The sequence below is a fragment of the Pseudophaeobacter sp. C1-32P7 genome, assembly GCF_041008775.1.
Classification (GTDB): domain Bacteria; phylum Pseudomonadota; class Alphaproteobacteria; order Rhodobacterales; family Rhodobacteraceae; genus Phycobacter; species Phycobacter gallaeciensis_A.
In genome coordinates, this window is record NZ_JAXGFR010000005.1 from 79834 (window position 1) to 104696 (window position 24863).

A 24863-nucleotide genomic window follows, 5' to 3' on the forward strand; every position below is an offset into this window, starting at 1 on the left:
GCCGCACAAGAGCGCGAGATGGGCAATAATCGCTTTGCATTTCCGCTGCATCAGCCCATGTACTGACTCACCACGATTTGCCGGAGACCCGACATGACGCGATACACCAAAGATCCAGATGCCATTGCCGCCCTGTCAGACGAAGAGTACTACGTCACGCAGAAATCCGGCACCGAACGCCCCGGCACGGGTAAGTTGCTGCACAACAAGGCGCCAGGCATCTATGTGGATATCGTCTCGGGGGAGCCGCTGTTCGCATCGTCCGACAAATATGAATCCGGCTGCGGCTGGCCCAGTTTCACCAAACCCATCGAACCGGCGCATGTGGCCGAACTGGAAGACCGCTCGCTGGGCATGATCCGTACCGAGGTCCGCTCGGCGCATGGTGACAGCCATCTGGGCCACGTGTTCCCGGATGGCCCGCTGGACCGGGGTGGCTTGCGCTATTGTATCAACTCGGCGTCACTGCGCTTCGTTCCTCTCGACGAGATGGAGGCCGAAGGCTATGGCGACTATATCGACCAAGTGGAGGATAACAGATGAGCAATCCTGAACGTGCCGTCCTGGCCGGCGGTTGTTTCTGGGGCATGCAGGACCTGATCCGCAAACGCCCCGGGGTGATCAAGACCCGTGTCGGCTATACCGGCGGCGATGTCCCCAACGCCACCTACCGCGATCACGGAACCCACGCCGAAGGGATCGAGATCCTGTTTGATCCGGAAAAGACCTCTTACCGGGAACTGCTGGAATTCTTCTTTCAGATCCACGATCCGACCACGGTGAACCGGCAGGGCAATGACATCGGGATGAGCTACCGCTCGGCCATCTACTATGTGGACGAGGCGCAAAAGGCCGTGGCCGAAGATACCATTGCCGATGTGAATGCCTCGGGCATCTGGCCCGGCAAGGTGGTGACGGAACTGGAACCTGTCGGTGATTTCTGGGAGGCAGAACCCGAGCATCAGGACTATCTGGAGCGTCTGCCGAATGGCTATACCTGCCATTTCCCGCGCCCCGACTGGGTGCTGCCAAAACGGGCCGATGCTGCGGAATAGAGCCTGATATCATCGGAATATAAGGTGCTGAACCCGTCCTTGCTGCCGCAAGGGCGGGTTCCTTATTTCTGGGTATCAGCCCAGTGCCACACGCGGACGGCCGCTGGCCTCGGCGGTGATGAAGGCTTCGACGAAGACCTCGCGCGCCTCGACCTGGGCGGTGCGGATGTCCCGTTCCACATGCACATGGATATCCTCGGCCCCTGCCGCGCGGGCCTCTTTCTCTGCCTCTTGGCTCAGATGGGTTTCAAGCAAGGCCAGCGCGTCCTCTGAGGCGCTGAAATCCTGCGGCCCATCCTCCAGATGTACCCGGAATTTCCCCTCGGCAGGGGAAGTCACGGTGCCGCTGCGACGCAGGGTGACGCGGCCGACGACGGCGCCGATGGCATTGGCGACCCCGGCGTGTTCGGGCAGGATCATCCGGCAATGCAGGCGCTCTCCCACCGCCGGATAGTAACTGGGGGCCGAGGCACCAAGCCCCACCACATCCACGTTCAGTGCCGCGCTGAGCGACAGCATGCCCCGGTGATTTTCCAATCCCCTGCGCAGCAGGATATGGCGGGCCAGCTGATCTGCGGGCAATCCGAATGTGTCTCCTTCCTCGGAAAAAGCAGTCTCTAACAAGGCCAATGATGTCTGTTCTGTCAGTTGGTCGATGATCATTCGGGCCAGGGTTTCGGCATCGGGGGCGAGCGGATCGCCGCTGCCAATGCGGCGGCGGGCAAAGATGGTCAGCGCCTTTTCCGCGGCCGTGCTGTCCCAATCGTTCAGACGGCCCAGTACATGGGAGGCATCCGACGGGGTTACACCAGCCAGCTGTACCAATCCGCGATCCACCAGCCGGTTCAGGGCGCCTTGCTCCATCCGGGTGCGCAGCACGGCGCCAAGGGGGTGAACATCGGTGCCGATCCGCTCCAGCAGCGCTGCTTCCCGCTCGCCAAGGCCGCTTGTCGGCTGACCTGGGATCGCCCGGACAAATCTGCCGTCGTGTTCCCCGACAACCGTTGCGTTGACCTGCCGGTCCAGCGCCGCATGCACCACCTCCGGCGCCTGATGGGCGATGAGGGAGACCGGGACCACCCGGCGCGGACCCAGGGTCACCCCGCCGTTCAGCCCTTCGCTCTGGATATGCACCTGGCTGTCGCCGCCCAGACCGGTTGTGCGCATGGCGACGGCCTCGACCATGGTTCGGTAATCTCCGACCCGTGCCCCGGCAGGGTCGATGGCCGGTTTGCCGTCCCGGATCAACGCCACATCGGTGGTGGTGCCGCCGATATCGCTGACCAGCGCGGTGTCGACCCCGGTCATCCAGCGCGCGCCGACGATCGAGGCTGCCGGGCCGCTGAGGATGGTTTCGATGGGGCGTTCCCGCGCCTGTTGTGCCGACATCAGGGCGCCATCACCGCGCACGACCATCATCGGCGCCGTGATACCAAGATCCGCCAATGTGTGTTGCGCCCGCCCGATCAGCCGGTCGATCATCCCGATCAGCCGCGCGTTCAGCACCGCCGTCAGCGCCCGTTTCGGCCCGTTGAGTTTTGCCGACAGCTGATGCGAGCAGGTGACTGGCGCGCCGGTTGCTTTGGTGATGATCCGGGCAGCCTCCAGCTCATGCGCGGGGTTGCGGGTGGCAAAGACACCGGCCACGGCATAGCCGCTCACCCCTGCCGATTCAGTCTCTAAAAAGGCCATTAACGCGTCTGTATCAAGCGGCGCAGCCTCGCTTCCGGCATGGGTATGCCCTCCCCCCAACACCAGCGCCGGATCGCCTTTCAGCGCATCGCGCAACCCGTGACGTTCCAGATCTTCGGGGGCAAAGCCGATATAGACCAGCGCCACCCGCCCACCTTGCCCTTCGACCAATGCGTTGGTGGCCAGAGTGGTGGACAATGCCGCCAGCGAAATCTCCTGCGGCGCGACGCCGGACTGGTCCAGCACCGCCCGCACCGCACCGCCGACGCCGATGGCCAGATCGTGGCGGGTGGTCAGAGATTTGGCCGATGCGATCACCTCTTCCTCGTCGCGGATCAGCACCGCATCCGTATAGGTCCCGCCCGTATCCACACCGAGTAGCAGCGCCATCGTCTGATCCTTTTCCGTTCGCTGCCTCCGGTTTAGCGCCGTTTTCGCCCCGGTCCATCCCGTTTGCGTCATCGCGGATATTTCCGCCCTTGCCGGGCGGCCCTCTGCGACGCATCTATTGGGGCATGACAAAAACACTTCTCTGTATCGGATATGGCTACTCAGCCCGGGCACTGGCGCGGCGGATGCTGGCGCGGGGCTGGCGGGTGATTGGCACCACGCGGGATCTGGATGAGGCGCAGCCCGATGAGGGCGTGGAGCTGCAGCAATGGCCCGGCGCATCGATTCCGCTCGATGGCGTCACCCATGTGCTGTCCTCGGTTGGTCCGAATGAGGGCGGCGATCCGGTGATGGAGGCGCTGCGGGAGGAACTGGCGGCGCGCGCTGCGTCCGGACAGTTCGATTGGGTCGGTTATCTATCCACCACCGCCGTCTATGGCGATCAGGGCGGCGCCTGGGTGGATGAGGACACGCCCGTTGCCCCCTCCAGCCGTCGCGGCAACTGGCGCGCGCAGGCCGAGGCGGCATGGCAGGCGATCCCGGATCTGCCGCTGCATATCTTTCGTCTGGCCGGCATCTACGGTCCCGGCCGCGGTCCCTTTGCCAAGCTGATGGCGGGAAAAGCGCGGCGCATCGTGAAGCCGGGACAGGTGTTTTCCCGTATTCATGTGGAGGATATCGCGACGGTGCTGGAGGCCTCGATCGACCGACCCAATCCGGGTGCGATCTACAATGTCTGCGATGATGAACCCGCTCCGCCGCAGGATGTGCTTGGTTACGGCGCCGAGCTGCTGGGCCTGCCGGTGCCTGCCGAGGTGCCCTTTGACGAGGCCGGAATGACCCCCATGGCGCGCAGCTTCTACGGTGAGAACAAGCGCGTTCGGAATACCCGCATCAAGGAAGAACTGGGCGTGAGGCTGGCCTATCCCGATTACCGCACGGGCCTGCGCGCGGTGAAATTGGCTGAGGATCTGGAAAGTTACACGCCCCCGGCGGATCCGCCAGCCTTGTAGTACGACCAATCGGCCGGGGCGCTTGCGGCCCGGCCTGCGCCTGCCTACCCCTTGGCAGGCGCATTCGCGTCTCCCCAGGCAGTCACAGGCTTATTGACGGCGTGTTAAGCCCGCTTTTCCCCAATCGTCGCGATACCCAGGACCTCCAGCACCTTGGCTTCGATCTGCGGGGCGTTCATGGCGGCGGTATCGTACATATCTGCAGGGCTGGCCTGATCGATGAAAGTATCGGGCAACACCATCGAGCGGAACTTCAGGCCGGAATCAAAGACGCCTTCTTCGGCGAGGAGCTGCGCAACGTGGCTGCCGAAACCGCCCACTGCGCCTTCCTCGATGGTGATCAGCGCCTCGTGACCTTCGGCCAGCTGCAGGATCATCTCGCGGTCCAAGGGTTTGGCGAACCGCGCATCCGCGATAGTGGGCGTGATCCCCTTGGCAGACAGGGACTCGGCCGCCTTTTTCACCTCACCCAGACGGGTGCCGAAGGAGAGGATCGCAACGCGGGCGCCGGTCTGGATCATCCGGCCCTTGCCGATTTCCAGAACCTCTGCCTCTTCGGGCATATCGACGCCTTCGCCCTCGCCGCGGGGATAGCGGAAGGCGATGGGGCCGTCATCGTGGGCTGCGGCGGTGGCGACCATATGCTTCAGCTCGGCCTCGTCTGCGGCGGCCATCACCACCATGCCGGGCAGGTTGGCCATATAGGCAATGTCGAAGCTGCCCGCGTGGGTGGCGCCATCAGCGCCGACCAGACCAGCGCGGTCGATGGCGAAACGCACCGGCAGGCGCTGGATCGCCACATCGTGCACCACCTGGTCATAGCCGCGTTGCAAGAAGGTGGAATACATCGCGCAGAAGGGCTTCATCCCCCCGGCAGCCAGTGCGGCGGCAAAGGTCACGCCATGCTGTTCGGCAATGCCGACGTCAAAGGTGCGCGAGGGGTAGCGTTCGGCCATCAGGCCAAGACCAGTACCATCGGGCATGGCAGCGGTCACTGCGCAGATCTTGTCGTCCTTCGCAGCCAGTTTCACCAACTCGTCGCCAAAGACCGATGTATAGGACGGCGCGTTCGACGGCGGCTTGTTCTGCTTGCCGGTGATGACGTCAAAGGTCGCCGTGGCGTGGCCTTTGTCATCGGCGCGCTCGGCGGGGGCGTAGCCCTTGCCCTTCTTCGTCAGCACATGGATCAGGATTGGCCCCGATGCCCGTGCCTTCACGGTGCGCAGCACCGGCAGAAGCTGGTCCATGTCGTGACCGTCGATGGGTCCGAGGTAGGAAAAGCCCAAGGATTCAAACAGGGTGCCGCCGACGGCCATGCCCTTCAGCATGTCCTTGGCGCGTTTGGCACCTTCGCGGAAGGGTTCTGGCAGCAAGGAGGCAGCGCCCTTGGCCACGGCCTTCAGCTCCTGAAAGGGTTCTTCGGCGTAAAGCCGCGACAGGTAGGAGGACAGCGCGCCCACAGGCGGCGCGATCGACATTTCGTTGTCGTTGAGGATGACGATCAGGCGTTTGCCCAGATGGCCCGCGTTATTCATCGCTTCAAAGGCCATGCCGGCGGACATGGCGCCGTCGCCGATCACCGCGATGGCATCGCCCAGCCCTTCGGGCACGTTGCCACCCAGATCGCGGGCGACGGCGAACCCCAGCGCCGCGCTGATCGAGGTGGAGCTATGGGCGGCGCCAAAGGGGTCGTAAGGGGATTCGACGCGTTTGGTGAAACCGGACAGCCCGTCCTTCTTGCGCAGGGTGCGGATGCGGTCGCGGCGCCCGGTCAGGATCTTGTGCGGATAGCTTTGGTGCGAGACATCCCAGATCACCTTGTCGCGCGGCGTGTCGAACACCGCGTGCAGCGCCACCGTCAGCTCCACCACGCCAAGGCCTGCGCCCAGGTGGCCGCCGGTTTCGGAAACGGCCGAAACGGTCTCCTGGCGCAGCTCGTCCGCGACCTGCGTCAGCTGGCGGTCGCTGAGGCCTTTCAGATCCGCCGGGCGGGCGATCTGATCCAGTAGCGGGGTATGGGGCCTCTCAGACATGGCTCCTCCTCGGGAGTGGCGCAGCAAATGGTGCGCAGGTTAGCTATCGCGCGCAATAACGAAGCGGGCGGCGTCCTTCAAGATTGCAGCCTCTTCCCCATAGGAAGAAAGCGCGGCACAGGCGGTGTCGCACAGCTCTTCTGCGCGGGCTTTTGCCGGTTCCAGCCCCAGCAGGGAGACAAAGGTGGCCTTGCCAGCGGTTTCGTCCTTGCGCAGGGCCTTGCCGACCTTGCTGGCATCGCCTTCAACATCCAAGATGTCGTCAGCGATCTGAAAAGCAAGCCCTAGCGCCGAGGCGTAGGCCTGCAAAGGCCCGGTATCCGCGTCGGCCAGAACCGCACCGGCGGTGGCGGACCATTCGATCAGGCAACCGGTCTTGCGGGCTTGCAGCCGGGTGATTTCGTCAAGTGTCAGCGGCGTGCCTGCGGTTTCCGCGGCGATGTCCATCATCTGCCCCGAAACCATGCCATCCCTGCCTGCCGATTGCGCCAGCGCCCGGATCAGCACCAGCGCCTGCGGGCCGATGTGATCGGCGGCCAGAAGTTCAAAGGCAAATGTCTGCAAGGCATCCCCGGCGAGCGTCGCCGTGGCCTCGTCCCATTTGCGGTGCAGGGTCGGCTGACCCCGGCGCAGGTCGTCATCGTCCATGCAGGGCAGATCGTCGTGTACCAGCGAATAGGCGTGCACGCACTCAATGGCCAGCGCCGCATCCAGCGCGGCGGTTGCATCGACACCATGCAAGCGGGCGCTTTCCAGCACCAGAAATCCGCGCAGCATCTTGCCACCGACCATGGCATAGCGCATGGCATCGTGCAGCCGGTCGGTGCCGCTCAGCCGCATGTCCATATGGGCGGTGATCCGGGTCTGGGCATCCAGCAGCGCCGCCTGAAAGGCGCGCGTGTCCGCCTGCATCTCCGTGGTCATGCCCTCAGCCCGCATCCAGCGGCTGGGTGCCGGTCGGGGTGCCATTTGCATCCAGTGTGATGGCGGCGACCTTTTCCTCGGCGCGCTTCAGCTCGTCCTCGCAGCGTTTCTTCAGCGCCGCGCCGCGTTCGTACAGCGCGATCGAGGCATCCAGCGCCACATCGCCGCGTTCCAGCTGATCCACCACGCGTTCCAGCTCGTGCATGGCCTGTTCAAAGCTCATCTCTTCGACGGGGGTCTGGGTCTCGGTCATCTGGCTGCCTCTGTCAGTTCTTCCACATGCGCCCGGGCGGAGACGGGCAGGGCGTTCAGATCATATCTGCACGTCAAAGTCGAGGTGTGAGAGCGGCATAAACGCGCCGTGGAAAGGCGGCAGCTTTACCGGTCTGGGGCGGGGCCGGGGGGCTCAGTCTGGCGCCAGCATATAGCCCGCACCGCGCACGGTTTGCAGGTATTGCGGTTGTTTCGGGTTGGGTTCGATCTTGCGGCGCAGGCGGGTGATCTGCACGTCCACGGCGCGTTCTTGCGCCTGGCCCCGGTCGCGGCCCAAATCCTCGACCAGTTTTGCCCGGCTGATCGGCTCTCCGGGCTGGGCAGAAAAGATCTTCATCAGCTGGCTTTCGGTGCCGGTGAGGCGGATCAGCTCGTCTCCCTGCCACATCTCGCCCCGTTCGATGTCATAGCGGATGGCGCCGAGGTGCAGAACCTTGGGAATGCTGTCCTCGGCCACGGTATCGGGCATCCTGCGCAGGATGGCATTGACGCGCAGCAGCAGCTCCTTGGGCTCAAACGGTTTGGACAGGTAATCGTCGGCCCCGGCCTCGAGCCCGGCGATACGGTCATCGGTCTCGCCCTTGGCGGTCAGCAGCAGGATTGGCGTGGACATGGTTTCGCGCAAGGCGCGGGTCAGGCTGACGCCATCCTCGCCCGGCATCATCACATCCATGATGATCAGATCGAAATCGAGCCCGGCCAGCAGACGCCGGGCATGGGCGCCATCGCGCGCGGCGGTCACAAGGAATCCGGCCCGCATCAGGAACTTCTTCAACAGGCTGCGGATGCGCTCATCATCATCCACGATCATCAGATGTGCGTCGTTGGTGCTCATGATCCGGTTTCCCGCAGCTTGGCATAGACCCGGCGCATATCCGCATCCATCATCGCCTCCAGCACCTTCTTGAAGCCCTGTACCGCCTCGGGGCCGGCTTCTTTATAGGCGCTGCGCATGCGGGCGCGCTGGGCATCGGACAGTGCCGTTTCCAGGGCCACGCCCTTTTCGGTGAGGTAAAGATGCCGTTCCCGCTTGTCGGCGGTGCCGACCCTGCTTTCGACCAGCCCGTCTTCGATCAGGGTGCGCAGTACCCGGTTCAGAGATTGCTTGGTGACGCCCAGAATGGTCAGCAGGTTGTTGACCGTGGTGCCCGGCGCCCGGTTGATAAAGTGGATCGCCCGGTGATGCGCCCGGCCATAGGCCATTTCAGCGAGGATCCGGTCGGGATCTGCGGTAAAACCCCGGTAGGCAAAGAACACCGCCTCGATCCCCTGGCGGAGCTGTTCGTCCGTCAGAAACAACAGGCTTTCGCCGCCAAAACCCTGTCCTGAACGCCCTTCCGGCATGGCTGTCCCCTCCACTGCTCTCACAGGCAGTTTAAGTCAGCGTTATTGACATTCCAAGGGTGAAGATGTATCGAATCGCAGCTTTGGCGCAACAATATGTCCGCTCCGGTCATTTCGAGCGCAACTTATGAAAACATCGATGGATTTAGTGGAGGTGCGGCATGGCCGGATATGATGACCGTGACGGATTGATCTGGATGGACGGGGAGATGGTCGAATGGCGGGATGCCAAGGTGCATATCCTGACCCATGCGATGCATTATGCGTCTTCCGTTTTCGAGGGCGAGCGCGCCTATAACGGCAAGATCTTCAAGAGCCGCGAACACTCCGAGCGCCTGATCGCCTCGGCCGAGGCGCTGGACATGCCGATGCCCTATACCGTGGATCAGATCGAAGCCGCCAAGGAAGAGACCCTGAAGGCCTCGGGTCTGACCGACGCCTATGTGCGGGCGCTGGTCTGGCGCGGCGCCGGTGAGGACATGGGCGTGGCTTCGGCCAAGAACCCGGTGCGGATGGCGGTCGCTGTCTGGGGCTGGGGCGCCTATTACGGTGACGCCAAGATGCAGGGCGCCAAGCTGGACATCGCAGAATGGAAACGCCCGAGCCCGGAAACCATCCCGGTACACGCCAAGGCGGCCGGCCTTTACATGATCTGCACCATCTCCAAGCACAAGGCCGAGGCCAAGGGCTGCTCGGACGCGCTGTTCATGGATTACCGCGGTTACGTGGCCGAGGCGACCGGCGCCAATATCTTCTTCGTGAAGGATGGCGAAGTGCATACGCCGCTGCCCGATTGCTTCCTCAACGGTCTCACCCGTCAGACCGTGATCGGCATGCTGAAGGACCGTGGCATCACCGTGCACGAGCGCCACATCATGCCCGAGGAAATGGAAGGCTTTGAACAGTGCTGGCTGACTGGCACCGCTGCCGAGGTCACCCCGGTGGGCGAGATCGGCCCCTACACGTTCGAAGTCGGCGCGCTGACCCGCGAGATCGCCGAGGCCTATGAGGCGCTGGTGCGCAGCTGATCCGTCAGATCTGTTGGTAAGATGCAAAAGCGCGGACCGATTGGCCCGCGCTTTTTCTGTTTCAGCACCTGCGGTGCAGTGGGCGCCCGGTGGCGGGGCTGTCAGACCACCTCGGTGGTGACTTCAATATTGCCGCGGGTGGCGTTGGAATAGGGGCAGATGGCGTGGCCCGCATCGGCGATGCGTTGGGCTTCGACCTTGTCCACACCGGGCATGGAGACCTTGAGGTTCACCGAGAGGCCAAAGCCGCCTTCGGCGCGCGGACCGATGCCAACCGCGGCATCGACAGAAACATCGTCGGGCACCTTGGCCAGGGATGTGTCCTGGGTCGTGGCGAATTTCATCGCACCGATATAGCAGGCCGCATATCCGGCGGCGAAAAGCTGTTCCGGGTTGCTGCCTTTACCGCCGCCGCCCATTTCGCGGGGCGGATCCAGATCGAAATGAACCTCGCTGCCGTGGATGCTGGCCTTGCCGTCGCGGCCGCCGGTTGCAGTGGCGCCTGCGGTGTAGATCGGGGTGATGGACATGTTGCCTCCTTTTGAATCGTGTACGATTGTATCGTGCACGATATAAATAGACGCTTCGGGCCGAAAATCAACCGCTTGCGATTAAAGCGTGCGCGACATAAATCATGAAGACATGGACCGGACCCTGAAAATTGACGATCTTCTGTGCTTCTCGCTCTATTCGGCGAACCACGCGCTGACGCGGCTGTACCGTCCCCTGCTGGCGCCCTTGGGCCTGACCTATCCGCAGTATCTGGTGCTGGTGGCCCTGTGGGAGCAGGACGAACAGAAGGTCAGCGATCTGGGCAAGCGGCTGGATCTGGAAACCAATACGCTGACGCCGCTGTTGAAGCGGATGGAAAGCGCAGGCTACCTGACCCGCCGCCGCAATCCCGAGGATGAGCGCAGCCTGATCGTGTCCCTGACCGACAAGGGGCAGGCTCTGCAGGCCAAGGCGCAGGAAATTTCCACCTGCGTCATCGAGGCGATGGGCGGCGATCTGAACGAGCTGATCGAGTTGCGCGAACGGGTAAACGCCCTGCGTGCGCGGCTGGACTCCGCCTGACCTGGCCAGCCCGTCCTTTCACCGCGCGGGCAGGGGGTCACAAAACGTTCGTCAAAGTTTCATTTTGAGCACGGAAAGATTTTACATTGGCGCGGTCTGTCTGGCGCCACCTATCCAATGTAACAGACAGGGGAATCTCATGTCTTCTCATCGCTTTATGCGCCCCAGCCGCCGGGCTTTCCTGGCGGGCGGTACCGCTTTTGCTGCCTCGCTGGCGGCGCCCTCGATTTCGCGTGCTTCGGCGCGCCCGGTCTTTACGCACGGCGTTCAGTCCGGCGACGTGGACACCATGTCCGGCATGATCTGGACCCGCACCGACCGCCCCGCGCGGGTGATGATGGAAGTCTCCACCACCGAAAGCTTTGCCAATGCGCGCCAGCTGGCGCCGCTGACCGCAGGCCCCAGCAACGATTTCGCCGTCAAGCGCATGGTCGATGGCCTGCCGTCGGATCAGGATATCTTCTACCGCTTTGTGGCGGCGGATCTGAACGATCTGCAGGCGACATCTGACCCCATCGTCGGCCAGTTCCGCACCGCGCCGACCGCGCGCCGCGATGTGCGTTTTGCCTGGTCCGGCGACACCGCCGGTCAGGGCTGGGGCATCGATGACGAAGGCATGCGCACCTATGCGACCATGGCCCAGCACCGCCCCGATTTCTTCATCCACTCGGGCGACACCATCTATGCCGATGGCCCGATGCAGGACGAGGTCGAAAAGGACGGTCAGCTGATCTGGAAGAACGCCACCCTGATCGACGAAAAGCGCAAGGTCGCCGAGACCCTCGACGAATTCCGCGGCCAGTGGAAATACAACATGATGGACGAGCACGTGCGCGAAATGAACGCCCTGTGCCCGACCTTCTTCCAGTGGGACGACCACGAAGTTGTCAACAACTGGTCCGACGCCAAGGATCTGAGCGGCGACGACCGTTACACCGAGAAGAACGTGCATGTGCTGGCGGCCCGCTCGGCCAAGGCCTTCCACGAGATGACCCCGATCAGCTACACGCCCGCCGAGCCGGGCCGGGTCTACCGCAAGATCGGTTACGGCCCGATGCTGGACGTCTTCTTCCTGGATTTGCGCAGCTATCGCGCGGGCAACAGCCTGGGTCTGCAGGAAAACCCTGCGGATGAGGCAACCACGCTTCTGGGCGCCGAGCAGATCGCATGGCTCAAGCGTGAGTTGGTGAACTCCTCCGCGACCTGGAAGGTCATCGCCTGCGATATGCCCATCGGTCTGGTCGTGCGCGACGGGGAGCGGGTCGAGGCGATCTCGAACGGTGACGATGGCAGCGCCAAGGGCCGCGAATTCGAAATCGCCGACCTGCTGCGCTTCATCAAGACCGCCAAGATCGACAACACCGTCTGGTTCACTGCCGATGTGCACTACACTGCGGCGCATTACTACAACCCGGACAAGGCCGCCTTCCAGGACTTCGAACCTTTCTGGGAGTTCGTCTCAGGCCCGCTGCACGCCGGCACCTTTGGTCCGAACGCGCTGGACGGCACCTTTGGCCCCGAAGTGAAGTTCGTGAAGGCCCCGACCGAGGAGCAGGGGGCCAACCTGCCGCCCTCGATGGGTCTGCAGTTCTTCGGTCTGGTGGACATCGACGGCGCCACCCAGCAGATGACCGTGCGCCTGATGGACCGCGCCGATCAGGAGTTGTGGAAGATCACCCTGGATCCCAAGGGTGCCAGCATCTGATCCATCTGCCCGTAAGGACAGAGGCAATCAAAGAACCGATGGCCCGGGGCGACGTCCCGGGCCAATTTCCCAATTTCATTGTCTTGCCGTTTGACCCGCCAATGAAATGCGCCTTAGCTCTGCGGGGTGTCGAGGCGGAATTTCAGGAAACGGGTGCCATCGTAGTCGATCTCTTCCAGAAACCGCGCGCCCAGCCGGGACAGCGCGCCCAGTGATTTGCGCGAAGGCGGCAACAGGAAGGTGACATAGGGAATGCGCGCATCATGCCGCGCAAACTCCAGCAATTGCCGCGATATGCGCGGCCCAAGGCCAAAGTTATCCGGCCGCAGAACCAGCCCAAGATCCCATTCGGTTCCTTCCTTTTCAAATCCGCCCCATCCGACATAGGCGCCATCAGCCAGAAACGCCCAATGGCCCAACCCGTCTTGCTGCCAGCGCGCCTCTTTCATCTCAATGAATTGGCGCACCATCGCGGCATCCCAGCCTTCGGTCATCAAGGGCAGATGCGTCGCCACGCGGGGATCGGACATATGCGCCAGGATCTGCTCGGGCGGTACGTCGGTCAGACGCGCCAGCGTGATTGCGGGCGGGAGGAAACTGGGGGAAGTCTCGGTCAAGGCGGCGGTCCGTAGAGGGTATCGTCAATCCCCGCATAGTGGCGCCATGCAGGGCGTCCGGGCCAATCACATTGCCGTGGCTGCCTTGCCCTTATCCCCCCTTGGGATCGGTGACCGCGCGCGCCTTGCCGCGTTCCAGCCCCAAGCGGCTTTCGCGCCAGATCACCAGCCCATTGCCCGCGATTACCAGCGTCGCACCGGCCAGCATGACAAAGGTCGGCAGCTCGTCGAACCAGAAATAGCCAAGCAGAATCGCAAAGATCATCGAGACATAATCATAGGGCGCCAGCATAGATGCGGGCGCAAAGCGATAAGAAGAGGTCACGAGGATCTGCGCAATCCCGCCAACAAGGCCAGCCCCGATCAGCATCGCCAGAATCTCGGCGCTGGGCATGACCCAGCCAAAGGGCAGCGTCAGCAGCGACAGCGCGGATGCGGTCAGCGAGAAATAGAACACGATGGCGGCGGTCGGCTCGGTCATCACCATGCGGCGCACGTGGATCTGGACAAAGCCCCGTGCGATGGTCGCCCCAAGCACCAGAAGCGCGCCCAGGGTGGCCCCGTCCGCCAGATCCGCACCAGAGCCAAGCCGTGGCCAGATCATGATCATCACCCCGATGAGCCCGATGGCCACCGCCGATATCCGCACCATGCGGATCGTCTCGCAAAGGAAAATCGCCGCCAGGATCAGCGTGAAGATCGGCGTGGCATAGCCGATGGCTGTCACCTCGGGGAGGGGCAAGAGGCCAAGGCCCAGAAACGTCATCCCCATCGCAGAGGTTCCCACCAACCCGCGCCAGACGTGTACCATCGGGTTCTTCGTCTTCAGCCCATCACGCAGATCGCCGCGCAGGGCAAGCCAGACCACGATCACCGGGATGGCAAAGAAGGAACGGAAGAACACCGCCTCACCTGTCGGAACCTCTTCTGATACCGCCTTGATCAAGGCCGACAGCATGGTGAACAGACCGATGGCGGCGACTTTCAGCAGGATTGCCAGAATCGGTCGATGCGATGTTAAGGGTTTTGTCATGGCCGGGAACCTGCGCCCCTGCGCGGCAAAGATCAATGGCTTGATTTTCCGCCCCGCTCTGGCGCAGATACCTGCGTTGATGAAGGAGCCAGCCGATGTATGATGCCAACCACCTGATTTCCCGGCTGCGGGCCGCCTCAGTTGGCCACGAGACGCGCAATTTCGCCACTTTCCCGGCACGGGCCAGCATGACATTCGGCGAGTTGTTCGCCGGCGCCGAGCGCAACGCGGCAGCGCTGGTGGCGATGGGAGTTCAGCCCGGTGACCGGGTGGCGGTGCAGGTGGAAAAGACCATCGAGGCGATCCAGCTTTACCTTGGCACGGTGATGGCAGGGGGCGTCTTTCTGCCCTTGAACACCGCCTATACGACGCCCGAGGTGGCTTATTTCCTCGGCGATGCCAGCCCCCGCGTGGTGGTTTACGACCCTGCGCGCGAAGATGACATTGCTGAAATCGCAGGTGACGCCCGCGTGGTGACGCTGGATGGCAAGGGTCTGGGCAGCCTCACCGATGCCGTTGTGGGGCGCGGCGGCTTTGATCCGGTGCCGCGCGGACCGGATGATCTGGCGGCGATCCTTTATACATCGGGCACCACGGGGCGCTCCAAGGGAGCGATGCTGAGCCATGAGAACCTTGCGTCGAACTCGCTCATGCTGCGTGACTACTGGCAGTTCACCGATCAGGACGTATTGATCCACGCGCTGCCGATCTTTCACACCCATGGGCTGTTCGTGGCCACCAATGTGGCGCTGCTGGCCGGGGCGCGGCTGGTGTTCCTCAAGGGCTTCAACGCAGACGAGGTCCTCGACGCCATGCCGCGCGCCACGGCGCTGATGGGGGTCCCGACCTTCTACACGCGCCTCTTGGCGGATCCGCGCCTGACGCGCGAACGCGCCGAGAACATGCGCCTTTTCATCTCCGGCTCGGCGCCTTTGTTGGTGGACACGCATGAGGATTGGGAGGCCCGCACCGGGCACCGCATCCTCGAACGCTATGGCATGACCGAAACCAATATGAGCACGTCGAACCCCTATGACGGCGAACGTCGTGCAGGGACCGTGGGCTTTCCCCTGCCGGGTGTCGAGGCGCGGATCATGGCGGATGGTAAAGAGGTGGCGCAGGGCGAGACCGGCGTCCTTCATGTGCGCGGGGCCAATGTGTTTCAGGGCTACTGGCAGATGCCGGAAAAGACCGCCGAGGAGCTGCTGCCTGATGGCTGGTTCATCACCGGCGACATGGCCCGCATGGACGAAGACGGCTATGTCACCATCGTCGGCCGGGAAAAGGATCTGGTGATCACCGGCGGCTTCAACGTCTACCCCAAAGAGGTGGAAAGCCTGATCGATGATCTCCCCGGCGTCTTGGAAAGCGCGGTGATCGGCGTGCCGCATCCTGATTTCGGCGAGGCAGTGGTGGCCGTGGTTGTCCCCACGGGCGAAGGCACCAGCCCCGAGGCGGTGAAAGCCGCACTTTCGGGGCAGCTGGCGAAGTTCAAGCAGCCCAAAGAGGTGATCCTGCTTGATGCCCTGCCGCGCAACACAATGGGCAAGGTGCAGAAAAAGGCCCTGCGCGAAGACTACGCCGGGCTGTTTGCCTGAGTTTCGCCCGGCCGATAGGTCGGGCTGCGCCTGCCTGCCCCCCGGCAGGCGCATATGCGCCTCCCCAGGCAGGCACCGCCCTAGTCCTTAGTGCTGATGCGCCAGATCCTCGCGGCGTTCCTGAATGGCCTGCACCAGGATCTGCCAGGCGGAATTCAGGAACAGCCCTGCCATGATCCCGGCGACGATCAGGTCCGGCCAGCCGGTGGCTGTCCCCCAGACCCCCAGCGCCGCAATCATCACCGCCACATTGCCGATGGCGTCGTTGCGCGAGCACAGCCAGACCGAGCGCACATTGGCATCCCCGTCCCTATAGGCCGCCAGCAAGAGGACCGAGGTCACATTGGCCGCCAGGGCCATAAAGCCGATGACGCCCATCACCTCGGCCTGGGGAACGCCCAGCACAAAGACATGGTAGAGGGTCGACCCAAACACCCAAATCCCCATCAACAAGAGGCTCACCCCCTTGGCCAGCGCCGCCAGCGCGCGGGTGCGCAAGCTGGCACCGATGACGGCGAGTGAGATCCCGTAAGTCAGCGCATCGCCGAGGAAATCCAACGCGTCCGCCTTCAGCGCCTGACTGCCTGCCATCTGGCCTGCGCCCATCTCGACCGCAAACATGCCCGCGTTGATCGCGATCACGACCCAGAGGCGCCGTTTATAGGCGGCCGAAACCCCGTCGAACCGCGCCTCATGCCCGCAACATCCTGCCATTACCCTTGTCCTTTGTTCCGATTCGATCTCAACCTAATGTCTCTAGTCACTAGAGGTTCAAGAGGGGGCTAAAATGTTTTCCATCGGCGCGCTGTCCAAGGCAACGGGGGTCAAGGTGCCCACCATCCGCTACTACGAGGAGATCGGCCTGCTGCCGCCTGCCGGGCGGAATGCGGGCAATCAGCGCCGCTATGGTCAGGACGGCCTTGAGGCGCTGGGCTTTATCAAACACGCCCGCGACCTTGGCTTTGCGCTAGAGGATATCAAGGTGCTGATGGCGCTGGACGGGGAGCTGGGTGAGGATTGCGCCGAGGCCAACCGCATCGCCCGCGCGCAGCTTGATCAGGTGCGCGCCCGCATTGCACGGTTGCAGCAACTGGCGAGCGAGTTGGAACGTATTTCCCATCTGTGTGACGGGGGCAATGGCGGTCATTGCAAGGTGCTGACGGCGCTTGGCGATCACAGCCAATGCGCCGCCGATCACGGGCCTGTTCGCAGGGTTGATTAGACCCTAACCCGTGACAATCGCGCGCTGCGCGTCATCGCCCATGGAGATCAGGGAGGGCGCCTTGGCCTGCTGTGCCTTGAAATCAGCCTTGCCACTCATACCCTGCCAGCCCGTATGCACCAGCGACTGCGCCACCGCGCCGCCCAGCGTGGTGCCTGGGCCGGTGACGATGAACAGATCCGGTGCGAATTCCAGCGCCGCGTTCTGCACCGCACGGGTGAAATCGTAAGGCTCCACCACCTGATGCCCCAGCGTGTAGTCCCACAGCGCCTGCGTATCGGTGGCGCCGGGCCACCAGACATGACCGCGACCGTCGATCAGCGGCACCTTGGGCTGGGTGAACATGCCCGCAGCCAGACGTTTGCGCCCCTCGGCGGCGACAGGTGCCTGAAGGGCGGTGTGGAACGCCGCGTGATTGGCCAGCCGCATGGGGAAACGCTCCTCGACCACAGGCACGGCAGCCTCAAAGGCAGACAGGCCCGCCTCGTTCCCGGCCAAGACCAGCATACCGCCCAGATCGATCGATAGGGCCAGGTCGTGACCAGCACGCGCGTCGATCTCGGCCACGATCGCAAGCAGCTCTGCCTTGCGGGCGGGATCGTTCTGCCAGTCATCACCTGCGAAAGGATAGACCAGCTGCCCGCCGATCAATTGCTCCTGCATCAGCGTGCCCATGGTGTTGACCACGGTAAAGCCGTCCTCGGCGCTGAGCGCCCCGGCGGCGGCCAGGGCAATGTACCAGCCCATGGAATTTCCGGTGACCGCGACCACTTCGATATCACTCGCCAGCGACTGCGCATCGGCCAGCGATGCCGCATAGATCAGCGGCGATGCGATATCTCCGCGGGAGTATTTCGAGACCGAGAACCGGGTGGCCCCGTCAAGCGCGGTAACCTCTTCCTGCCCTGCGGCGGTGCGCTGGGCGTCAAAGCCCGCAAACAGCGCGGCCTTGTCGCCATGGTGGCGGTGCAGGTAGCCGAGTTCGGGTTTGTTGTAGGTTCCCCGTCCGGGGCAGATCAGTACGGCCTTGCGGGTCATTTTGCACCTCCGGTCAGGTCCAGCGCGGCAGCCAGAATGCTATCCTTGGACGGCAGAGTGGCCGCATAGGCAGGTCCGGTCGCGATAAAGCAATCGCCTGCTGCATGGCGGGCGAGCGACGTGACGCCGTTTTCGGTGAACAGCGCCATCAACCCCTCGGACTGGCTGCCGGTGGTGCGGCATTCATCGACGATCAGCACATTTTTGCAGCCTTTGGTGGCCTCCAGCAGCGCCTCCGCCGGGAGCGGTGCGAGCCAGCGCAGATCGATGATGCGGGTCTTGATGCCTTTGGATTCCAGCTCTGCCTTGGCTTGGGTCGAAAGATACCGCCCGTTGCCATAGGTCACGATGGCCAGATCGGTGCCGTCGCCGTCAACGCCCACGTCTCCCAATGCGATCCGTTGATCCGGGGCAGGGTAGCTCCGCATCCAGCCGCCGTCCTTGGCCTCATGCAGGTCGCGCATTGGATAAAGCGCGATCGGTTCGACAAAGACCACAACCCGCTGTTCCTCGCGCGCCAATCGAACTGCTTCGCGCATCATCATCGCGGCCTCGGCCCCGTCCGAGGGGCAGGCGATGACGATCCCTGGAATGTCGCGCAGCACGGCCAAGGAGTTGTCGTTGTGGAAATGCCCGCCAAAGCCCTTTTGATAGCCAAGCCCGGCAATACGCAGCACCATCGGGTTCGCGAACTGCCCGTTCGAGAAGAACGGCAGCGTCGCCGCCTCGCCGCGGATCTGGTCTTCGGCATTGTGCAGATAGGCGAGGAACTGGATCTCTGGCATCGGCAGGAACCCGTTGTGCCCCATGCCGATGGCCAGCCCGAGGATCGATTGTTCGTCCAAGAGCGTGTCGATCATCCGGTCGGGGCCGAACCGCTGGTGGAGTTTCTGGGTCACGCCATAGACGCCGCCCTTACGGCCCACATCCTCGCCCATCATGACGATTTCGCCATGCTCCAGCATCAGATCGGTTAGTGCCCAGTTGATCAGGCGCGACATCGGCTGCGGCTCGTCCATGGCGCGCATGTCGCTGCCAAAGGTCTCGGCGCGTTTTTCCGGTGGCACGCCATTGGTCGGTGCGCAGGCCCGCGCGGGCGGGATCAGGCTGGCGGCCACATCGGCGCCGGTCTTCAGGTGCGGGCGGGTGACCGCCTCGGTCCGGATGCGTTCGACGCGGTCGCAGGTGTCGTTATAGATCTTCAACGCCTCCTGCGGCTCCAGCGCGCCTGCCTCGGCCAGAAGGCGCACGGAGTGCAGCAGCGGATCGTTCGCCTCATCGGCTTCGACCTCGGCCTTTGCCAGATAGGTGGTGGGCACATCGGCGCCCGCATGGCCGTAAAGACGCACGGTGCGCAGGTGCAGGAAGGCGGGCTTGCGCCGGGTGCGCACGTATTCGGCGGCCTCCAGCGCGGTGGCGTAGGCCTCGTAAAGATCCAGCCCGTCGGTCTTGAAATACTTGATGCCGGGCCGCCCCGCCATTGACGCTTCGATCCAGCCGGTGGGCGTCTTGGTGGAAATGCCGATCCCGTTATCCTCGCAGACGAACAGAAGCGGCAGCGGGATCGACTGCACGGAGGTCCAGCCCGCCGTGTTGATCGCGCCCTGCGCGGTGGAATGGTTGGCCGAGGCATCGCCAAAGGAACACATGACGATACTGTCATCGGCCAGCACCTGATGTTCCGGGCGATGGCGCCGGGCCGCACCCACCGAATAGGCGGCGCCGACCGCCTTGGGCAGATGGCTGGCGATGGTGGAGGTCTGCGGCGGGATCATCAGTGCCTTGGAGCCCAGAACCTTGTGCCGTCCGCCCGAGGTGGGATCCTCGGAAGAACAGGCAAAGGACAGCAGCATGTCCCAGGCGATGCGCTGCCCCGGCACCTGGTCGGCGCGGGCAATCTGGAAGGCGGCGTCGCGGTAATGGAGGAAGGCCATGTCATCGGCGCGGAGGGCACAGGCGACGGCGGCCATGCCTTCGTGGCCGGAGGAGCCGATGGTATAGAACCCCTCACCGGCCTTCTGCATGGCGCGGCTGGTCAGATCCAGCGCCCGGCTCAGCACCTGGGCGCGGTAGACCGCGACGGCTGTTTCCGGGGCAAGCCCGCTGCGCGGTGAAGCACCGGCTGGCAGCTGTCCGGCTGCAACCCGGTCCAGAAAATTCTGATGCACGATCTGGGCGCGATCCATCTGATGTCCTCATGTCAGTGTCCGGTTGGGGTTATCCTCCAGATGGGGGCGGATTTCCAATGAGTATGCAAGCTCAATTCATGACGCAATGGAATGAGTGAGCGTGTGTCAAAGGCGATTTGGAAAGGATTAAGGTTGGGTTTCTACGGGGGAACGCCCCCAGGTCGGCCCCATCAGGGCGCAATTGTCGAGGTTTCCACGATCAAAAGCTTTGTTTTTCATGCAACCTTTGGGAAGGTTGGTTGAGCTAGGTCAAAGCCCGATACATTTCGCCCTGCGAATGTGTCGGCCAAAGCTTTCGGTGCGGAACCAGTCATGTTGCGCGACCCCAAGCCCTGAAGAGGAACGAATATGCGCTTTTCGCCCCGAGCCTTGCCGCTCCGAATTTCATCACTGCGTGCCTTGCTGCCGGTGATCTGCCTGCTGGCCTCAAACGGGGTCCATGCGCAGGCTTTTGATGTTGAGATGACCGAGGTCTCTGACTGGCGGCCTGTGTTCGGCAAGGTCGAAAGCGTGAAACGCGCCCTGGCCCGCGCCCGCCTGTCCGGCAACCTGTACGAGCTGAGCGCGGAGGAAGGCGACAGCGTCGCAAGCGGCGAGACCCTGGCGCGGATCGTCGATGAAAAGCTGGCGCTTGAGATCGCCGGGGTCGAGGCCGGCATCCGGGCGCTGGAGGCGCAGATCGCCCTTGCGCGGATTGATCTGACCCGCGCCTTGGAGCTGCGCGAGCGGGGGGCTTCGCCCAAGACGGCGGTGGATCAGGCGCAGACGGCGCTGAACGTGGCCGAGGAAAATCTGGCCGCCCAGCAGGCCCAGCGGGATTTGTTGCAGGCGCGTCAGGCCGAGGGGATCGTGCTGGCGCCCGAAGCGGGTCGGATCCTCAGCGTGCCGGTGGTGGATGGCATGTTCGTCAATCCCGGCGAAACCATCGCCACCATCGCCACCGAGAATTTCGTGCTGCGCACCGAATTGCCGGAACGCCACGCCCGCTATCTGGAAACCGGTGAAACCGTGCGCATTCTGGCGCGCGGCGCGCTGACCAACACCGAGGTGCAAAGCGACGGACGCGTCGCCAAGATCTATCCCGAGCTGGTGGCCGGTCAGGTCGTGGTCGATGTGGAGGCCGAGGGGCTGGGCGATTTCTTTGTCGGGGAACGGGTGCGGCTGCTGATCGCCACCGGGCAACGTCCGGCCATCGTGGTGCCCGAAGGGTATCTGCAGCAGCGCCATGGCGTCACCTTTGCCCGGCTCGACAGCGATGCCGAAGTGGTGGTGCAGCCTGGCGTGCGTGTCGATGGCGGGATCGAGGTTCTGGCGGGGCTGAAGCCCGGCGACCGGCTGACCCCCTATGAGGCGGCGCAGCAATGAGCACAACACCCAACACCGACGCGCGCACCGATGACGGGGCCGGGGAATCGCTGGGCATTGCGGGTTCCATTTCACGCGCCTTTATCAACTCACCGCTGACGCCGCTGCTGCTGATTGCGGCTCTGATTCTGGGGTTCGTGGCCCTGTTGATGCTGCCGCGCGAGGAAGAGCCGCAGATCTCGGTGCCCATGGTGGATGTCTTCATCCAGGCCAACGGGTTGGCCGCCGATGACGCGGTGGAGCTTGTCGCCAAGCCGATCGAGGCACTGCTGCAGCGCCTGCCCGGCGTCGAGCACGTCTACAGCCAGAGCTTTGACGACCGTATCATGGCCACCGCCCGGTTCGAGGTGGGCGTTCCCGAGGATGACGCAATCCTCCGCGTTCATTCCGAAATCCGAGCCAATTTCGACCAACTGCCCATCGGCATTCCGGAGCCTCTGATCATCGGGCGCGGGGTCAACGACGTCGCTATTCTGGTTCTGTCACTCGCCCCGCGCGCGGATCTGCCGCGCGATGAGGCAGAGCGGTGGGACAGGGCCAACCTGGGCGAAGTCGCCTCGCAGCTGATGTCGGAACTGTCCAAGGCCGAGGACGTGGGACGCACCTATATCGTTGGTGACAGCCGCACGGAAATCCGGGTGGAGCCGGACACGGCGGCGCTGGCCCTTTTTGGTGTCACGCTGGAGCAGCTGGCCGAGAAGGTGCGCAATGCCAACCGGTCCGAGTTGTTGGGCCGGGTGCGCCAGACCGGTGCCTCCCGCGATCTGCTGAGCGGGCAGAGCCTGGTTGGCCAGCCCGATCTGGGCCTTTTGCTGGTCACCACCCGTGACGGGCGTCCTGTCTATGTAAAGGACGTCGCCCGCGTCAGCATTGCGCCCGCCGATGCGGACAACCGCGCTTGGACTCTGCACCCTGGAGAGGCCACACCACGACCGGCGGTCTCGCTTGCCTTTGCCAAACGCGAAGGCGCCAATGCTGTCAACGTGGCCAAGGAGCTGCTGCAGCGGCTGGAGATTGCCGAACGCGATTTCCTGCCCGATGCGCTGGAGGTTGAGGTCACCCGCAACTACGGTGAGACGGCGCAGAAGAAATCGGACGAGCTGTTCTCGCACCTTGCGGGGGCCAGCGTGTCGATCTTCCTGATGATCGTGGTCTTCATCGGCTGGCGTGAGGGGGTGGTGACGCTGATCATCATTCCCGCCACCATCCTGATGACCTTTGCCGCCTCCTACCTGATGGGGTTCACCATCAACCGGGTGTCGCTCTTCGCGCTGATCTTCTCGATCGGGATCCTGGTCGATGACGCCATCGTGGTGGTGGAAAACATTGCCCGCCATTGGCGGCTGGATCCCAATGGCGACAAGACCAAGGTCGCCCTGCGCGGGGTAGCCGAGGTGGGCAATCCGACCATCATCGCCACGCTCACCATCGTTTTTGCCTTGCTGCCGATGCTGTTTGTCTCCGGCATGATGGGCCCCTACATGAGTCCAATTCCCACCAATGCCTCGGCGGCGATGATCCTCAGCTTTTTCGTGGCGGTGATCTTTGCGCCCTGGATCATGCTGCGGCTTCAGCGGCGGAAACCGGGCGCTGTTGCGGCTCATGGGGCAGAGGATGGTCACGGCGAGGATTCCCGCATGGCCCGCATCTATCGCGCCATTGCCCGGCCCTTGCTGGCCAGCCGCAGCGGCGCGGCCATTTTCCTGATCCTCGTCTTTGTGGCCACCGGGGCCTCGGTCACCCTGTTCGGTACCCAGTCGGTGGTCGTGAAACTTCTGCCCTTTGATGACAAGTCCGAAGTGCAGGTGATCGTCGACCTGCAGGAAGGCGCGACACTGGAAGACACCGAGCGCGCCCTGTTCGCACTGTCGCAGGCGGCCGCCGAAATCCCCGAGATCGAAAGCATCCAAGCCTATGCAGGCACGGCGGCGCCGTTCAACTTCAACGGCCTCGTGCGGCATTACTTCGTGCGGCAGAACCCGGAACTGGGCGATCTGCAGATCAACTTGGCCGACTCCGAAGAGCGTGATCGCCAAAGCCATGCCATCGCGCTGGACCTGCGCGCGCGGCTGGCCGAGGTGGATCTGCCCGCAGGCACATCGGTCAAGGTGGTCGAGGTGCCGCCCGGACCGCCGGTTCTGGCGACGCTGCTGGCCGAGGTCTATGGCCCCGATCCTGAAACCCGCCGCGAGGTGGCCACCGGCCTGCGCGAGATCTTTACGGACGTGGATTTCATCGTCGATGTGGACGACAGTTTCGGTCACCCGCCCGAACGGCTGCGGATCGAGATCGATCAGGCCAGCCTTGATTTTCACGGGGTGGAGCAAAGCGCGGTCTATGACACGCTGTCGCTGCTGTTCCATGGCACCACTGTTGGTTATTCCCAGCGCGGCGGCGGGGTGCGGCCCATTCCGATCAGTCTGAAGCTGAGCGAGGAACGCCGTCAGGTCACCGAAGCGCTGCTGGCGACACCCTTGCCCGCCCGTGGTCCCGCCGGCATCGGTCAGGGCAACGTGGAACTGGGCGAGGTGGTACGCGTCTCGGTCGAGCAGGGGTCCTGGCCGGTGTTCCGCAAGAACGGTCTGGATCTGGAGATGGTCACCGCCGATCTGGCGGGTCGGTTCGAGGCACCGATTTATGGCATGATCGCGGTGCAGGAGGAGATCGACGCCCGCGATTGGCCCGAGGGGATGAAGCCCGAGGTCACCCTTTACGGTCAGCCGATGGATGAGAGCAATCCGACCTTGTTGTGGGATGGCGAGTGGGAGGTAACCTATGTCACCTTCCGCGATATGGGTGCGGCCTTTGGTGCGGCGCTCATCGGGATCTATTTCCTGATCGTTGGCCAGTTCCGCAGCTTTAAGCTACCGCTGGTGATCATGACGCCGATCCCGCTGACTCTGATCGGGATCACCCTGGGCCACTGGGCGATGGATGCGCCCTTCACGGCGACATCGATGATCGGTTTCATCAGTCTTGCCGGGATCATCGTGCGGAACTCGATCCTTTTGGTGGATTTCATCCGCCGCGAACAGGACAACGGGCGATCATTGCATGATGCGCTGCTGGCGGCGGGGGGCGTGCGCTTCCTGCCGATCTTCCTGACGGCGATCACGGCGATGTCGGGCGCGGCCTTTATTCTGGTCGATCCGATTTTCCAGGGGCTGGGGATTTCACTTCTGTTCGGGCTGGCGACCTCTACCGCGCTGACGTTGCTGGTGATCCCAGCGATCTACTGGGCCTTCCGTGGTGGCCGCGACACGGCATAAC

At 63.5% G+C, this 24863-nt stretch carries 22 protein-coding genes; 10 read left to right on the plus strand and 12 right to left on the minus strand.

The genetic code is table 11. The features are described 5' to 3' along the window. The first annotated feature begins 93 nt into the window (after positions 1–93). Complete coding sequence (msrB, locus tag SM763_RS08935; RefSeq protein ID WP_065271970.1) at positions 94–543, plus strand: peptide-methionine (R)-S-oxide reductase MsrB; 450 nt, start codon at positions 94–96, stop codon at positions 541–543. Then, positions 540–1055, plus strand: coding sequence for a peptide-methionine (S)-S-oxide reductase MsrA (msrA, locus tag SM763_RS08940; RefSeq protein WP_274835181.1), 516 nt, complete (start codon positions 540–542; stop codon positions 1053–1055). Before msrB ends, msrA begins: the two co-directional genes overlap by 4 nt. Before the next feature lie 75 nt (positions 1056–1130). Here msrA and SM763_RS08945 read toward each other — a convergent pair whose 3' ends face one another. Continuing rightward, a complete protein-coding gene (locus SM763_RS08945) occupies positions 1131–3137 on the minus strand; it encodes a hydantoinase/oxoprolinase N-terminal domain-containing protein (protein WP_368998276.1) in 2007 nt (668 codons plus the stop codon). Positions 3138–3262: 125 nt separating this feature from the next. On the opposite strand from SM763_RS08945, the gene SM763_RS08950 reads away from it, so the two are divergent. After that, positions 3263–4150 carry an SDR family oxidoreductase gene (locus SM763_RS08950; RefSeq protein ID WP_368998277.1) on the plus strand — a complete coding sequence of 296 codons (888 nt, stop codon included), beginning with the start codon at positions 3263–3265 and terminating at the stop codon, positions 4148–4150. 104 nt (positions 4151–4254) lie between these two features. Here SM763_RS08950 and dxs read toward each other — a convergent pair whose 3' ends face one another. From dxs to SM763_RS08975, 5 genes are all read right to left on the minus strand, one after another. Beyond that, the gene (gene dxs, locus SM763_RS08955) at positions 4255–6183 is read right to left on the minus strand and encodes a 1-deoxy-D-xylulose-5-phosphate synthase (RefSeq protein ID WP_368998278.1); all 1929 of its coding nucleotides are present in this window, start codon (positions 6181–6183) and stop codon (positions 4255–4257) included. Between the two features lie 39 nt (positions 6184–6222). After that, positions 6223–7107 (minus strand): polyprenyl synthetase family protein, encoded by an 885-nt coding sequence (locus tag SM763_RS08960; RefSeq protein WP_490363273.1) that lies wholly within the window; start codon positions 7105–7107, stop codon positions 6223–6225. A gap of 4 nt (positions 7108–7111) precedes the next feature. Further along, the gene (locus SM763_RS08965) at positions 7112–7360 is read right to left on the minus strand and encodes an exodeoxyribonuclease VII small subunit (RefSeq protein WP_065271967.1); all 249 of its coding nucleotides are present in this window, start codon (positions 7358–7360) and stop codon (positions 7112–7114) included. A 153-nt stretch (positions 7361–7513) separates the two neighbouring features. Continuing rightward, entirely contained in the window at positions 7514–8215 is a 702-nt protein-coding gene (locus tag SM763_RS08970; protein ID WP_368998279.1) for a response regulator, read from the minus strand. Then, positions 8212–8724, minus strand: a complete 513-nt coding sequence (locus SM763_RS08975) for a MarR family winged helix-turn-helix transcriptional regulator (RefSeq protein ID WP_065271965.1) — start codon at positions 8722–8724, stop codon at positions 8212–8214. Before SM763_RS08975 ends, SM763_RS08970 begins: the two co-directional genes overlap by 4 nt. A 161-nt stretch (positions 8725–8885) precedes the next feature. Between SM763_RS08975 and SM763_RS08980 the strand changes: the two genes are divergently transcribed. Continuing rightward, positions 8886–9752 (plus strand): branched-chain amino acid aminotransferase, encoded by an 867-nt coding sequence (locus SM763_RS08980; protein WP_274829965.1) that lies wholly within the window; start codon positions 8886–8888, stop codon positions 9750–9752. Between the two features lie 101 nt (positions 9753–9853). Here SM763_RS08980 and SM763_RS08985 read toward each other — a convergent pair whose 3' ends face one another. Next, the gene (locus tag SM763_RS08985; RefSeq protein ID WP_065271963.1) at positions 9854–10282 is read right to left on the minus strand and encodes an organic hydroperoxide resistance protein; all 429 of its coding nucleotides are present in this window, start codon (positions 10280–10282) and stop codon (positions 9854–9856) included. A gap of 112 nt (positions 10283–10394) precedes the next feature. Between SM763_RS08985 and SM763_RS08990 the strand changes: the two genes are divergently transcribed. Continuing rightward, complete coding sequence (locus SM763_RS08990) at positions 10395–10826, plus strand: MarR family winged helix-turn-helix transcriptional regulator (protein ID WP_368998415.1); 432 nt, start codon at positions 10395–10397, stop codon at positions 10824–10826. A gap of 139 nt (positions 10827–10965) precedes the next feature. Beyond that, the gene (locus SM763_RS08995) at positions 10966–12531 is read left to right on the plus strand and encodes an alkaline phosphatase D family protein (protein WP_274829962.1); all 1566 of its coding nucleotides are present in this window, start codon (positions 10966–10968) and stop codon (positions 12529–12531) included. A gap of 113 nt (positions 12532–12644) precedes the next feature. Here SM763_RS08995 and SM763_RS09000 read toward each other — a convergent pair whose 3' ends face one another. Both SM763_RS09000 and SM763_RS09005 read right to left on the minus strand, forming a co-directional pair. Then, complete coding sequence (locus SM763_RS09000) at positions 12645–13061, minus strand: GNAT family N-acetyltransferase (protein ID WP_368998416.1); 417 nt, start codon at positions 13059–13061, stop codon at positions 12645–12647. Positions 13062–13239: 178 nt separating this feature from the next. Then, entirely contained in the window at positions 13240–14181 is a 942-nt protein-coding gene (locus SM763_RS09005; RefSeq protein ID WP_368998280.1) for a DMT family transporter, read from the minus strand. A gap of 95 nt (positions 14182–14276) precedes the next feature. Here SM763_RS09005 and SM763_RS09010 point away from each other — a divergent pair, with 95 nt between their 5' ends. Further along, positions 14277–15779, plus strand: coding sequence for a malonate--CoA ligase (locus tag SM763_RS09010; protein ID WP_368998281.1), 1503 nt, complete (start codon positions 14277–14279; stop codon positions 15777–15779). A gap of 87 nt (positions 15780–15866) precedes the next feature. On the opposite strand, the gene SM763_RS09015 is transcribed toward SM763_RS09010, so the two are convergent. After that, positions 15867–16493: a cation efflux transmembrane domain-containing protein gene (locus SM763_RS09015; RefSeq protein ID WP_368998282.1), complete on the minus strand. Its 627-nt coding sequence runs from the start codon at positions 16491–16493 to the stop codon at positions 15867–15869. A 73-nt stretch (positions 16494–16566) separates the two neighbouring features. Between SM763_RS09015 and SM763_RS09020 the strand changes: the two genes are divergently transcribed. Continuing rightward, complete coding sequence (locus SM763_RS09020; RefSeq protein WP_368998283.1) at positions 16567–17001, plus strand: MerR family transcriptional regulator; 435 nt, start codon at positions 16567–16569, stop codon at positions 16999–17001. A 3-nt stretch (positions 17002–17004) separates the two neighbouring features. Here SM763_RS09020 and SM763_RS09025 read toward each other — a convergent pair whose 3' ends face one another. After that, a complete protein-coding gene (locus SM763_RS09025; protein WP_368998284.1) occupies positions 17005–18039 on the minus strand; it encodes an ACP S-malonyltransferase in 1035 nt (344 codons plus the stop codon). Continuing rightward, positions 18036–20225 (minus strand): dehydrogenase E1 component subunit alpha/beta, encoded by a 2190-nt coding sequence (locus SM763_RS09030; protein ID WP_368998285.1) that lies wholly within the window; start codon positions 20223–20225, stop codon positions 18036–18038. Before SM763_RS09030 ends, SM763_RS09025 begins: the two co-directional genes overlap by 4 nt. A gap of 351 nt (positions 20226–20576) precedes the next feature. On the opposite strand from SM763_RS09030, the gene SM763_RS09035 reads away from it, so the two are divergent. Together SM763_RS09035 and SM763_RS09040 are read left to right on the plus strand one after the other, a co-directional pair. Beyond that, positions 20577–21593, plus strand: coding sequence for an efflux RND transporter periplasmic adaptor subunit (locus SM763_RS09035; protein ID WP_082996059.1), 1017 nt, complete (start codon positions 20577–20579; stop codon positions 21591–21593). Next, positions 21590–24862 carry an efflux RND transporter permease subunit gene (locus SM763_RS09040; protein ID WP_368998286.1) on the plus strand — a complete coding sequence of 1091 codons (3273 nt, stop codon included), beginning with the start codon at positions 21590–21592 and terminating at the stop codon, positions 24860–24862. The genes SM763_RS09035 and SM763_RS09040 overlap by 4 nt, the downstream gene beginning before the upstream one ends. Position 24863 lies beyond the last annotated feature (1 nt).

Excerpts from the sequence above, each read along its gene's own strand:
- SM763_RS09025 (WP_368998284.1), bottom strand. The coding sequence starts at position 18,039 with ATGACCCGCAAGGCCGTACTGATCTGCCCCGGACGGGGAACCTACAAC.
- SM763_RS08965 (WP_065271967.1), bottom strand. The coding sequence starts at position 7,360 with ATGACCGAGACCCAGACCCCCGTCGAAGAGATGAGCTTTGAACAGGCC.
- SM763_RS08950 (WP_368998277.1), top strand. The coding sequence starts at position 3,263 with ATGACAAAAACACTTCTCTGTATCGGATATGGCTACTCAGCCCGGGCA.
- SM763_RS09035 (WP_082996059.1), top strand. The coding sequence starts at position 20,577 with ATGCGCTTTTCGCCCCGAGCCTTGCCGCTCCGAATTTCATCACTGCGT.
- SM763_RS09005 (WP_368998280.1), bottom strand. The coding sequence starts at position 14,181 with ATGACAAAACCCTTAACATCGCATCGACCGATTCTGGCAATCCTGCTG.
- SM763_RS09020 (WP_368998283.1), top strand. The coding sequence starts at position 16,567 with ATGTTTTCCATCGGCGCGCTGTCCAAGGCAACGGGGGTCAAGGTGCCC.
- SM763_RS08960 (WP_490363273.1), bottom strand. The coding sequence starts at position 7,107 with ATGACCACGGAGATGCAGGCGGACACGCGCGCCTTTCAGGCGGCGCTG.
- SM763_RS09030 (WP_368998285.1), bottom strand. The coding sequence starts at position 20,225 with ATGGATCGCGCCCAGATCGTGCATCAGAATTTTCTGGACCGGGTTGCA.
- SM763_RS09010 (WP_368998281.1), top strand. The coding sequence starts at position 14,277 with ATGTATGATGCCAACCACCTGATTTCCCGGCTGCGGGCCGCCTCAGTT.
- SM763_RS09040 (WP_368998286.1), top strand. The coding sequence starts at position 21,590 with ATGAGCACAACACCCAACACCGACGCGCGCACCGATGACGGGGCCGGG.
- SM763_RS08975 (WP_065271965.1), bottom strand. The coding sequence starts at position 8,724 with ATGCCGGAAGGGCGTTCAGGACAGGGTTTTGGCGGCGAAAGCCTGTTG.
- SM763_RS08995 (WP_274829962.1), top strand. The coding sequence starts at position 10,966 with ATGTCTTCTCATCGCTTTATGCGCCCCAGCCGCCGGGCTTTCCTGGCG.
- SM763_RS09000 (WP_368998416.1), bottom strand. The coding sequence starts at position 13,061 with ATGTCCGATCCCCGCGTGGCGACGCATCTGCCCTTGATGACCGAAGGC.
- SM763_RS09015 (WP_368998282.1), bottom strand. The coding sequence starts at position 16,493 with ATGGCAGGATGTTGCGGGCATGAGGCGCGGTTCGACGGGGTTTCGGCC.
- SM763_RS08985 (WP_065271963.1), bottom strand. The coding sequence starts at position 10,282 with ATGTCCATCACCCCGATCTACACCGCAGGCGCCACTGCAACCGGCGGC.
- SM763_RS08980 (WP_274829965.1), top strand. The coding sequence starts at position 8,886 with ATGGCCGGATATGATGACCGTGACGGATTGATCTGGATGGACGGGGAG.
- SM763_RS08990 (WP_368998415.1), top strand. The coding sequence starts at position 10,395 with ATGGACCGGACCCTGAAAATTGACGATCTTCTGTGCTTCTCGCTCTAT.
- SM763_RS08970 (WP_368998279.1), bottom strand. The coding sequence starts at position 8,215 with ATGAGCACCAACGACGCACATCTGATGATCGTGGATGATGATGAGCGC.
- msrA (WP_274835181.1), top strand. The coding sequence starts at position 540 with ATGAGCAATCCTGAACGTGCCGTCCTGGCCGGCGGTTGTTTCTGGGGC.
- dxs (WP_368998278.1), bottom strand. The coding sequence starts at position 6,183 with ATGTCTGAGAGGCCCCATACCCCGCTACTGGATCAGATCGCCCGCCCG.
- SM763_RS08945 (WP_368998276.1), bottom strand. The coding sequence starts at position 3,137 with ATGGCGCTGCTACTCGGTGTGGATACGGGCGGGACCTATACGGATGCG.
- msrB (WP_065271970.1), top strand. The coding sequence starts at position 94 with ATGACGCGATACACCAAAGATCCAGATGCCATTGCCGCCCTGTCAGAC.